This window comes from Metabacillus niabensis (genome assembly GCF_902829255.1).
GTDB classification, from domain to species: Bacteria; Bacillota; Bacilli; order Bacillales; family Bacillaceae; genus Metabacillus; species Metabacillus niabensis.
Genome location: NZ_CADEPK010000012.1, coordinates 68,000 through 80,001, shown reverse-complemented (window position 1 = coordinate 80,001; position 12,002 = coordinate 68,000). Strand labels below are relative to the sequence as shown.

Below are 12,002 nucleotides of genomic sequence, written 5' to 3'. Positions count from 1 at the left end.
ATGCTTTTTTAGCCGTTATTGATTTCCGCTTTAGTGCTCGCTTTCCGCGGAGTGGGTGGTGAGCCTTTCGATGTAAACACCTACATGAGTCTCACACTTACGCTCTAAAATCTTTACAAAGTTTAGATGGGGATTTCCTAACTAAAGTGAACAAGCTGCTTACATGAATTAGGATAAGCCTCTAATGTGTCAGGTAAATGTCAGGATGAATTTTTTATTCAACTTTTTCCTAAATAAAAAATAACCCCAATATCTTGGGGTTATTTTTTATTTCTATTTCGTAAATCATCCGCATTTTCCTTTGACTCAAATCCTAATTCACGCCAAGCATTTTCTGTTGACCATGGCTTCTTTCGATTATTCGAAACGCCATAATAGGTTCCATACTTTACTGTCGTTTGTAGAGCTAGGTCAAAAAGCTGGACTGTATCTTTATGAGTTAATAATGTATGGATGAGCCGTTCATCCTTTGCTACTGCCTTTGCTTCATCTTGATGAACACTACCAATTCGCAAATTGATGACAGAAAGGCTTTGATCCTTTTCATGGGCTAAAATATGCCCAAGCTGTTCAGAGGCTAATTTAAGAACCCCGTATAAGCTTCTTGAAAAAGGATAATCTTTAATCGTAATTTCTCTCCCTAATGTTGAGTAGCCATCCCGTTCATAATAATCTGTTGTATGATTGCTGCTGGCATAGACAACCTTGGGAATTCCGAGTGTTTGTGCTGCATGAAGAATATAGAACGAAGTAATAAAATGAATGGATGTCATTTGCTGAAAGTCATCAATCGTATGTAAGTCATTATCGGTTTTAATCGTTAATAAATTTACAAGTGCATCCGTATCTTCCGGAATAGCCCGCAGCAATTCTTCAAAATTAGTCGCATCCACTTGCTTGTATTCAACTTGTTCCTTCGGCCTATTTTTATCTAAGACAGTAAATTGATAGCGTTCCTGTAATCCGTTTATTAAAATCGATCCGATCGTTCCTGCTCCTCCGATAATTGTTACCTTCTTTTTCATGTTTACCCTCCATCAATAGTAAGTGTTTTTCCTTACCTATCCACTTTGATTTTTCTAAACAGTGAAATTTTGTTACGTATAGAGTGTGTCACCAAGTGGCAAATCATTCGATGAAGGAGGGAGGAGACATAAAAAAAGGAATGTTGCACCGTTACCGGACAAAATTCCTTTTTTATCTATTTCATTAAAGAACGATTTCTTCCATTAAATCCTTCAGCTTGTTTGATGTTTCTGTTAAATTTTCTATTTCCAACATAAATTCAGTTACAAGCTTAGCTTCCTCTTGTGATGATTTTGCAATTTCTCCAAAATCAACCTGCAGCTGTTCAATTGATTTTTTAATCGCACTAAGCGTTTCTTCTATACTAACTGTCGCTTCCTTAGAATCAATGGCAAGCTTTCTTACTTCAGTAGCTACAACGCCAAACCCAGCACCTGCACTACCGACTCTCGCTGCTTCGATCGCAGCATTCAAACCGAGTAAATTTGTCTGGTCACTTATTCCTTTTATTGTGCCTGCTACTTCTGTAATTTTCGTAGAATGCTTAACCGTGCTTTTTGTATTTTCAGCTATTTGCTCAGATGTTGCCGATAATTCCTCTGAATGAGCAGCAATATGCTGTACCTTGCCTAAGAGAGATTCAGCAATAGTATCTATCGCTGTCACAATATGGTTGAAGGTATTCTGTTTTTTTGTACTAATTGCTGCATTAACAGCTGCAACTATTTGCTCATTCTCATCTTTAATAGGAAAAGATATGCTCACGAAAGGGACGCCAAATTCAGCCTCTGGCACCTTCACAACCGTTGTTCCAGTTTTATTTACCATTTTAAAATTTACATAACCTTCAGGAAGCGGATCTCCAGGTTTATGACCAAAATCCAATTCCTTGCTCGGTGAGTAAAATAAATATTTTTCATGATCAAATACCGTAATCATCGTTTCTTCTCTTAACATCATTTTGATATAAGGGATAGATGTTATAAATGCTTGTACTTTATCCAAATAATAAAACTCCTTTATTCTCATTTACATTATTTTTATCGACAGATTTTATGAATCCTAAAGTAAATACTTCAAATTCAAATAAAATTGTAATGATACTTAATTAGTGAACAAACTTCTTTCAAACCCTTCACAGCGAATCAATTTCCTCCGTCAATTAATGCATGAATGCTCATAAACCTCTCAATATTTTTACATTATTGGGCATTATATTCCTGTAGACGCATTATTTCCCAATCACGATATGACATTTGTCATGTTCCTTATATGACAGCTATGTCTGCAAAAATATCTGCCATCACTTTATACTTGGTGTATCAATATTGAAAGGAACGAAAAAATGACGATACAATCAACTAAACAATTAAGGAAGCAAGTTGCTCCCTATGAAAAAGCAAATACAAAAGCAAGTATAAAGCAGCTTATCAATACGTTAGGGCCTTATTTTCTTCTATGGTTTCTTGCGTACCAAAGCTTGTCTATTTCTTATTTTTTAACGCTCGGCATCTCAGTGATTGCAGCGGGGTTTTTAGTACGGGTTTTTATCATTTTTCATGATTGTTGTCATTACTCCTTTTTTAAAAATCGAAATGCAAATAAAATTTTAGGAACGATAACAGGTGTATTAACATTATTTCCATACAGTCAATGGCAGCATGATCACTCGATTCACCATGCTACTAGCAGCAATCTTGATAAGCGGGGCACAGGGGATATATGGGTTTTGACAGTTGATGAATATTTAGCTGCTCCTCTTTGGAGAAAAATCGCCTATCGAATTTATCGCAATCCTTTCGTCATGTTTGGCTTAGGTCCAATCTATGTCTTTCTCATTATGAACCGTTTTAATAAAAAGGGTGCAAAGAAAAAGGAACGATTGAACACGTATTTAACGAATTTTCTCATTGTTTTTGTCGCAGTACTTCTTAGCTGGCTGATCGGTTTTGAGTCATTTCTTCTTGTTCAAGCGCCAATCTTTTTAATCTCAGGTACACTCGGAATTTGGTTATTTTATGTCCAGCATACGTTTGAGGATTCTTATTTTGAGGAAAACGATGAGTGGAGCTATGTCAAGGCTGCTGTTGAGGGTAGCTCTTATTACAAGCTTCCAAAACTTTTGCAGTGGCTGACAGGAAATATCGGGTATCATCATGTCCATCATTTAAGCCCAAGAGTTCCTAATTATAAGCTTGAGGACGTTCATAACAATACCGAACCATTACAAAATGTCCCAACAATTACACTATTAACGAGCTTAAAATCGTTAAAATTCCGCCTATGGGATACAAGAAACAAAAAATTTGTTGGCTACAATGTCATCTCACTTTATAAAAAAACGGGTGAACAGTAAGGCTAACAATGACGGTAAAGAAACTCTATGGTACACTAAAATATGTAAGTTTCAACCTAAAAATTAGCTAGCTACAAAGGGCTAACAGAAAATAGGATTAACAAAGCAATTGGTTTTCTGAGCCAATTGCTTTTATTTAAAGGAGAAACGTTGCATATGAATGGCACGACAAAGAAAAAACGGCTTATACCGTTACAAAAATTCAATGGAATTTCCCCTTATATATGGGCTTTTCTCAGCATATTACCGTTTTATTTTATCTTTCAATCTTCATCAACAATCGAAATAGTTGTCGGTATCATTTTAACCATTCTCTTTTTTATTACGTTTCGTTATGGTTTTATCGTTAAGGGATGGCGAGTCTTTCTTTTAACCTGTATTCTAATTGGAATATCGTTTACTACGACCTACCTTTTTAATTATTTTTATTTTTCCTTTTATATCGCATATTTTATCGGGAATATCAAGGAACGCATCTCCTTTATGACGTTATATATCATTCATTTAGTTAGTACGGCAGGAGCACTTAATGCTAGTTTCTTTTTACATGAAGATTTATTACTTCAGCAGCTCCCCTTTGTATTAATCAGCTGCATAAGTGTTATCCTTCTTCCCTTTAGTGTTTACAATCGAAAGGAACGGGGACAGCTTCAAGAAAAGCTTGAGGATGCAAACAAGCGGATATCGGAATTAGTGAAAATAGAAGAACGGCAACGAATTGCTCGTGACCTTCATGATACATTAGGGCAAAAGCTATCGATGATTGGATTAAAAAGTGATTTAGCGAGAAAAATCATTTATAAAGACCCGGAAAAAGCACGAACAGAAATGGTTGAAATTCAGCAAACTGCCCGAACCGCTTTAAACGAAGTGAGAAAAATCGTTTCACAAATGCGGGGAATTCGCTTGCCTGAGGAGATGCGGCATGTAAAGCAAATTTTAAGCGCAGCGGAAATCACTTTAGTAAGTGATGATGATTTTACGATCGATAATGTCCCATTACTAACAGAAAATATTTTAAGTATGTGCCTAAAGGAAGCTGTAACAAATGTTGTTAGGCATAGCGGTGCAACGACGTGTCACATTTCAATCAACCAATCATTAACAGAGGTTGAAATGATGATAAAAGATAACGGAATTGGTCTTACTAAAGATACGTATCGAAAAGGGAACGGCTTGTCTGGAATGAAGGAAAGGCTTGAATTTGTTAACGGCACACTTGATATTTACTCAGAGGCTGGAACAACATTAGTCATTAAAGTACCAAATGGGGTAAAGAAAGTGTAAGAAGGAGGAGAAGGGTATGATTCGAATTGTCATCGCTGAGGATCAGCAAATGCTTCTTGGTGCATTAGGATCGTTACTGAATTTAGAGGATGATATGGAGGTAGTCGGAAAAGCAAGCAATGGTGAGGAAGCACTTGCGCTTGTTCAAAGGTTTAATCCGGATATTTGCATTATGGATATCGAGATGCCTGGAATGACAGGTCTTGAAGCAGCTGAAAGACTGAAAGGCCTTGGCTGCAAGGTGCTCATCTTAACTACCTTCGCTCGTTCTGGATACTTTCAACGTGCTTTAAAGGCTGGAGTTAGTGGCTATTTGCTGAAGGATAGCCCTAGTGAAGAATTAGCAAACTCGATAAGAAACATCATGTCCGGAAGAAGAGTATATGCACCTGAGTTAATGGATGATATCTATAGTGAAGAAAATCCATTAACAGAACGGGAAAGAGAAGTACTAGAGCTCGTTGCAGATGGAAAAAACACAAAGGAAATCGCCGACCAGCTCAGCATCAAAACAGGGACGGTTCGCAATTATATTTCGACCATCTTAGAAAAGCTTGATGTAAAAAACCGAATCGAAGCCATATCACAATCAAAGGAAAAGGGCTGGTTTAAATAGAGGGGACAGTCCCCCAATGCGTTAAAGCGCTGGGGGACTGTCCCCTATTTTTACAAGCTTAATCACGCTTGCTTCTAAGCTGTCCAATGTAAAACGCTTGTACGTAGAAACTTTGATGCTATACGTACAAGCGTTTCCCCTACATTATATCGAAATCGATAGTCCACCCTTTTTAGAAAAATGGATAATGATTTGTTCATTTGTTAAAGTGACTTTCGGCTGTAACTGAAATGAATCACTAAACGTTTTTTCGCCGTATACCGCACTTGCTAGCAAAGTGACGCCTTGATGAACCTTCGTTTTGATCGTTGGAATGACAGTCCGAGGGTTTATGAGATTCGTATTTGCATTCGGGAAAATCAATTCTGCCCTTCCATTTCCATAAAGTGTTTTTACCCCACTAGCTCCTAGTTGATTCCGTACAAAGGCTTGCTCTTGCTCTTGAATCTTCGTAAGCTCATCATCATTCAAGCCTAGAGCAAACCCACCATCTGCAGCATCTAGCTCTCGATTTGTTTCGATGCGATGAATTCTAACATGCCATGGATTTCCTGGGACAAGCCATGTCTTCACTTCAACATCATGCCATGGCTTCCATTTCATATAAAGATAATCTTCCTCAACACGAATTTCTTCACTTTTTCGTTTTACACGATAAAGATTGTCTCCTTCACTTAAAGCGAGCATACAATCAAAAGCACCCTGGGCTAAGCCCCATTCTGCCCTTGGGACACTAAAGCCAAAGACATTTGAATAGACAAACTTTTCATATTTTGCCGATGTATGAGTATGCTCGTTTGTTGAGATATGCCCTGTGTTAAAAGCAAGAAGGTGGCGATTTGTGTCATCTTTATATAACGCTAAATGTGGCAGCCTTTGGATCGATTTCGGTTCTACATCTTTCGGATATTCCTCTTCCTGGACCTGCCAAAATGGATGCTCTTCATCTAAAGCGAGTGGTAAAAAGGTCTTTAATGCCCAATACGGTGAGCCAGGAGAATTGTAGTTTTCCGCCATTACAAGATTAGGATAAACATAGCCGACGGTTAATCGATTTGACTCGTTAAAGATCGGCTTATTAAACCACCATCGTAAATTTCTAAGGATAAGCCCCTTCATTACCCCTAATGAGAAAGGCTCGATATTTCCAAAGACACAAGCACTCCAAAAAGCAGCTTGTGCGAAACGATACGTTAGACTTCTTCCATAAGGGAGTGCAGACCCATCTGAAGCAAACCAGTGAATGAAATCCTTCGCAAACACTTCCGCCCTATTTTTATATGTAACAGCGCGAATCGGATCTTCCTTCTCCATATATTTCGCATAAATTAATGAATAATAATGGATGGCAAAAGGACCGTAATAATCGCAATGACCATCGATTCCATCGGCGTACCAGCCATTTCCTAAATAAAATTCATCGATTCGCTGTAAATTTCGTTCAACAAGCTCTTCATCGTAAGGCTCTCCTACAAATTTTAAGCCGATGTTGACAAGAACCGGAAAGAATAGCCAATTGCAATCATGTGCTTTCACATGATTGATTTGACGAAGCCATCCACTTAAATTTGCTCGTTCTTGTTCATTAAGTGGCTCCCAAATTTTATCTGGAATAAGGAGGAGCGCTAACCCAAAAACAGCCATTTCAACAATGCGTTGGTCATAATCGTTTATCCTCCCCCAATATTCCTCATGGGCTGGGTTTGTTCCATTTTTTATTCCTTGTAGATGAAAATCCCATATATCATATTCTTTAGCATCTCCAGCAAGTAATGGAACAAGTCCCCAAAGAATACGAGAAAAGCCTTCCATTCCCGCGATAGAATCGGAATACGCCACACCAGAGTTCCCTAATTGTAGTCTAGCAAAGCCATCGCTATAGGATGATTTTAACGGGTTACATATTTGTTTTAACGCTTGCTCCACATCCTCCTTCGTTTTAAGAGGATTTGTTTTTATTTCGGCTTGGGTCGTCTGCATTGGTTTGATCGCTCCTTATCTCGAAATTTACCTTCAAACATTCATTACCAAACTATCTCTCTATCACCCTTTAACATTGTTAACCCTTCAACAAAATAATAGTCTCCATAAATAAGTGGAACATCGATGTTTTTCCCCTCCGGATAGTGACTTGTTCCATGGAGAATGAGCCCGTCTTGATCTAGATTTTGAAAATCACCATAGTTTTCGTAGAGGGAGCGAAGAATTTTTGTTCCAGCCTCGCGATAAACGCTCTCCTCTGTTGCCGCTACATGCTTTGATAGCTGCAGTAATCCACATGCTGCAATTGCACCTGCTGAGGAGTCACGGTATTTCGTAACTTCTTCTGGAATTCTGAAATCCCAATATGGTACATAATCTTCTGGTAAATTTGCAATAAAGAAATGAGCGACATTTTTTGCCGCCTGTCGGAAGGAATCCTTTTTCGTATAACGGTAAAGCAATGTTAAGCCATAAATTGCCCATGCTGTCCCCCGCGACCATGCTGAGTCTGGCGCAAATCCTTGTCCGCCAATCGCCTCTACTCGTTCCCCTGTTGCGGAATCAAAGCGAATAATATGATGAACAGATCCGTCCTTGCGAATAAAATGATTTAATACTGTCTCCCCATGCTTTTCAGCTATTAAGCGATACCTCGGATCACCCGTTTCCTCAGATGCCCAAAATAACAATGGTAAATTCATGACACAATCAATGATTGCCCAGCCTGAATTATTATCTCCTTCCTGCCACGGATTCCAGGCACGTATGAAATTTCCCGCGGAATTAAATCTTCCTGCAAGCAAATTCGCGACTAAAAGCGCACGTCGTTTTGAATCATCAGCACCGATTATTTTGTACCTTGCAACACTCGTTAGCGTCCACATAAAGCCCATATCATGATCGAGGCGATAGTAATCTGTTATACAATCGTCAAGCCGCTCCTCACAGTGCTCTGCTATTTGCTTTAATGAATCATCGTTTGTTTCCCGGTAGACAAGCCATAGTAGCCCTGGCCAAAAGCCAGCCGTCCACCAGTGAGGCTCCTCTAAACGGTATGTTCCCTGGACACTTGCATGAGGAAAGTTCGCCCCGATCCGCTTACTCATCGCCAAAACCTTTTGTTCAACATTTTGCCATGCCTCGTCAACCCAATGATTGGTTTTCGTCATTGTTTCCACTCCTTTATTGATAACCCTTACAAAATATGCTTTTCCAAAGCAAAACATGTTCTATATCCTATGATTGATTCTCTATATGCAGCAATCGCTATGAAATCTGTCCTCTAAATTCCATTGGCGTAACACCGACATTATTTTTAAAAACTTTAATAAAATAGCTTTGGTTATCATAGCCTAATCTTTCACAAATTTTCCCGACTGGCTCGATTGTATGCTCGAGTAGCTCCTTTGCTCGATTGATTTTTAATTTTGTGACATACTCAACAAATGTTTCACCAACCTCCTTTTTGAAAAGACGGCTGAAATAGCTTGGATTTAAATAAAGATAGCTTGCCACTTCATCAAGACTGATTTTCCTTTCTAAATGCATGGAAACATATTTGCATGCTTCCATCACTTCGCGGCGCCTAGACCCAGCGGTAATTTTCGCAACCGAGTGCATAACCGTTTGAAAATAGCTGTTTAACCAATCACTTAATTCATTTAATGAATCTATATTTAAAATTTCCTCATGAAGAACCTCCATCGTATAGGTTGTTTCAAAAAATTGCAGTGCCTTTAATTTTACCTTAAGGTCCAAAACGAGCTTTAACACCCAATCCTTCACAGCATCAGAGGAAATCTGCTGGTCCTTAAAATGCTGTATCCACCCTTTAACAGTTGGAGCGACTCTTTCTTCATTCCGCTCAAGGATAAGCTGTCTCACCTCTGTTGAAGCTTCCTCATACCATGAAAAAATTTTGTCAGTAAAATATGTGCCTGTTCGCTTCTTTTCAATGGCATCCTTCTCCATATAGAAGCGCTGATTCGTGTTCATTAACAATGTACCAAGCTCATGCTTTAACGATTGCTCATTATGAAAAACATCGCCAATCATCATCGATAACGATACATGCAAATGGTGTGCAACAGCTCGTTGGACCTTTCGCAGACACTCTGCTGCATTCCCAAAGCAGTCAGATTTTAAGGTTGGTTTAAATGGGAAAAAAATGAACGATTCCTTTGCTTCAAAGGAAAAAAATACTGGGTTCATCTGTTCCCTTTCTAAAATCTCTAAAATAACATTTTGCAGGGAGTAGCTTAGCACATCTGCTGATTGATATGCGTCCTTTGCTAGCCTGTAATCTTGAATAAAACACAGTACTGGAATATACGATTGTTTATGCAAATGTAAGCCAAAGGAGCTTGCTTCCACATACCATTCCTTTGCATGATAAATCGATTGATAAATTGTTTTACGAAGGAAATCTCGCTTCATCGATTCTTTATTTCGTTCCACAATTTGCTGTAGGTGCAGCTCCTTTTCCTTTTTTTGCTGCTCAGCATCAAGCTTTGCCTTAATTCTCTTCAGAACAGCTGTTAAGTCCTCTGGATTAAGAGTGTCCTTTAATAAGTAATCCTGTACATTTAGCTTTAATGCTTGCTGGGCAAATTCAAATTCATTATGGCAGGTTAACACACAAACTTGTAAGCTATCATCCTGTTCTCTTAATCTTCTCGTTAATTCAATCCCGTTTAATTTTGGCATCCCTATATCTGTTATTAATAGATTCGGCATCTGTTGCAGGGCATGCTGAAGTGCGCTCTCACCATTTTCATGAACACTTATAAGCTCAAAGCCTAGTCGGTTCCATTCTATCGTTTCCGATAAAAACTCTAAGACAGGATAATCATCATCTACTAGCATCACTTTATACATTAGGTCTTTTACCTCCTCTTGATACATACATCATGATTATTGTTCCGCCTCCGTTCGAGCTATTCACTTCCATATGAAATGCTTCACCGAATGTCATCCGCATTCTCTCGTACACATTAGATAGGCCGATGCTTGAAAACCCTTGCTTATTTTTGTGTGGACCAATCTCCTCCCTATGTGTCATTTTCTCTCTCACATCAGCTAATGTTTTCTCATCCATTCCTTGCCCATTATCCTCGAGAACAATAAAAAAATCATTATTTGCAATATAGGAGTTTAGCGAAATAAGACCAGCACGTTGATTGAGGCCATGAATAATCGAATTCTCGATAATTGGCTGTAAAATAAAGCGCGGGATTTTTTCAACATTTGCTTCAGCAGTAATCGAAACGTCAAATTGAACCTTTTCCTTTTGCCTCATATTCATTAAGTTGATATAGTCCTTAACAATTTCAACCTCTTCCTTAAATAGGATCATTTCCTTTTCCTGATCAATTGTCATTCGCAAAAGCTTTGATAGCGAGCTAATCATTTCTGCACTTTCTTGATCACCTTTCCTCATCACCTTCATTCGAATCGAATTTAAAACATTAAAGAGAAAGTGGGGATTGATTTGTGCCTGAAGCATCGCAAATTCCGCCTTACGCTTTCTCACCTGAGTTTCCGTTATTTCAGTAATCATCTTGTTGATTCGCTCAAGCATTTGATCAAACGAGGCTGATAATCTCCCAATTTCATCATTACTATTTATTTTCGTACGAATCTTCAAATTCCCTTCTTGAACAGCAGCAACGACATTCCCTAAACGGACAAGCGGTTTTGTAATCGTTTGCAATAAATAAGTTAATAAAAGGAAAAATACGATAAATGAGATCAATTGCACGAGAAACATTTTATTGAAAATCGAATTTATTTTATTAATTGCTTGCATATAAGGTGTTAATGAGACAAGCTTCCAGCCAGTATTCGTCACTTGGTGGTCAGCAATTAAATAATCGTGACTGCCAATTTTAATAATATTTGAGAAATGTTTATCCTGCATCTGCTCTATATAAGGAAAGGATTGACCAATTTTCTCGCTATTTGCATGAGATAAAATTTGACTATCCCCATTTAGTAGCATCATTTCTTCATTGCCAGGTAGGTTTTCAAACACCTGATTTAATTTATTTTCCATAATCGTAACGATGACATAGCCATAAATTTTTAAATTGGAATCCCGCAATGTCCTTGCGACAGATATTTGATATGGATTTGTCTCTTTTTCAGATGTAAATACAGTTGGCTGACTGCCAATCCATACAGCTTCATATCCATAAACATGGTCCAATTGCTCAAACCACGGCTCTTCGAAAAATTCTTTCGGGTTATATTCACTAATCGAGTAGTTTGTATAATGTTTTCCGTTTTTCAGAAGAATGGTTACATATGATTTTTCGCCAACTAACGTAATATTTTCAATCGTTTTTACGACTCGGCTATACTCGATATATTTTTCATATTCTTCACTAGGTAAAACGTCTTCGGCATGACTAGCTGGCTCTTTTGCGTTATTTTTTAAAATCGTATTGAGCTCTGAATCAATTTGAATAAAATTAGCGATATATAACATATCATCAAGCAGCTTTGTCACATATTCCCCTGCTAATTTTAGCTCCCTGCTAGCATTAGAAATCGCTTGCTCCTTCATCGCATCCTTCGATAAATAACTATTAACAGATAACGTAATCATTGCCGGAAGCACAATACAAATCACTGAAGCGATAATAAGTTTAAATCGAAAAGAACGGGGCGACAATCTTTGGTTTATTCGCTTCCACATACATACCTCCCATTGAAATGTTAGCACCTCTTTTA

9 protein-coding genes are annotated in these 12,002 nt (G+C 38.1%); 3 read left to right on the top strand and 6 right to left on the bottom strand.

From position 1 onward, the window contains the following. Positions 1-260: 260 nt before the first annotated feature. Positions 261-1,025 carry an NAD-dependent epimerase/dehydratase family protein gene (locus HU235_RS03050; RefSeq protein WP_174879303.1) on the bottom strand — a complete coding sequence of 255 codons (765 nt, stop codon included), beginning with the start codon at positions 1,023-1,025 and terminating at the stop codon, positions 261-263. Between the two features lie 184 nt (positions 1,026-1,209). After that, positions 1,210-2,031 (bottom strand): methyl-accepting chemotaxis protein, encoded by an 822-nt coding sequence (locus tag HU235_RS25265; RefSeq protein WP_307190635.1) that lies wholly within the window; start codon positions 2,029-2,031, stop codon positions 1,210-1,212. Between the two features lie 340 nt (positions 2,032-2,371). Here HU235_RS25265 and desA point away from each other — a divergent pair, with 340 nt between their 5' ends. The 3 genes from desA (at position 2,372) to HU235_RS03030 (ending at position 5,285) form a co-directional block, all read left to right on the top strand. Then, positions 2,372-3,382: a Delta(5) desaturase DesA gene (gene desA, locus HU235_RS03040; RefSeq protein ID WP_174879301.1), complete on the top strand. Its 1,011-nt coding sequence runs from the start codon at positions 2,372-2,374 to the stop codon at positions 3,380-3,382. A gap of 156 nt (positions 3,383-3,538) precedes the next feature. Next, positions 3,539-4,669, top strand: coding sequence for a sensor histidine kinase (locus tag HU235_RS03035; RefSeq protein WP_174879300.1), 1,131 nt, complete (start codon positions 3,539-3,541; stop codon positions 4,667-4,669). 16 nt (positions 4,670-4,685) lie between these two features. After that, positions 4,686-5,285: a response regulator transcription factor gene (locus HU235_RS03030; protein ID WP_095299535.1), complete on the top strand. Its 600-nt coding sequence runs from the start codon at positions 4,686-4,688 to the stop codon at positions 5,283-5,285. 144 nt (positions 5,286-5,429) lie between these two features. On the opposite strand, the gene HU235_RS03025 is transcribed toward HU235_RS03030, so the two are convergent. The 4 genes from HU235_RS03025 to HU235_RS03010 all read right to left on the bottom strand — a co-directional run bounded on the left by HU235_RS03025 (position 5,430) and on the right by HU235_RS03010 (position 11,967). Further along, complete coding sequence (locus HU235_RS03025) at positions 5,430-7,265, bottom strand: DUF2264 domain-containing protein (RefSeq protein WP_174879299.1); 1,836 nt, start codon at positions 7,263-7,265, stop codon at positions 5,430-5,432. Between the two features lie 44 nt (positions 7,266-7,309). After that, a complete protein-coding gene (locus HU235_RS03020; RefSeq protein ID WP_174879298.1) occupies positions 7,310-8,437 on the bottom strand; it encodes a glycoside hydrolase family 88 protein in 1,128 nt (375 codons plus the stop codon). Positions 8,438-8,534: 97 nt separating this feature from the next. Then, complete coding sequence (locus tag HU235_RS03015) at positions 8,535-10,145, bottom strand: response regulator transcription factor (RefSeq protein ID WP_174879297.1); 1,611 nt, start codon at positions 10,143-10,145, stop codon at positions 8,535-8,537. After that, on the bottom strand, positions 10,138-11,967 hold the full coding sequence (locus HU235_RS03010; protein ID WP_174879296.1) for a sensor histidine kinase: 1,830 nt from the start codon (positions 11,965-11,967) through the stop codon (positions 10,138-10,140). The genes HU235_RS03015 and HU235_RS03010 overlap by 8 nt, the downstream gene beginning before the upstream one ends. Between the last annotated feature and the right edge of the window lie 35 nt (positions 11,968-12,002).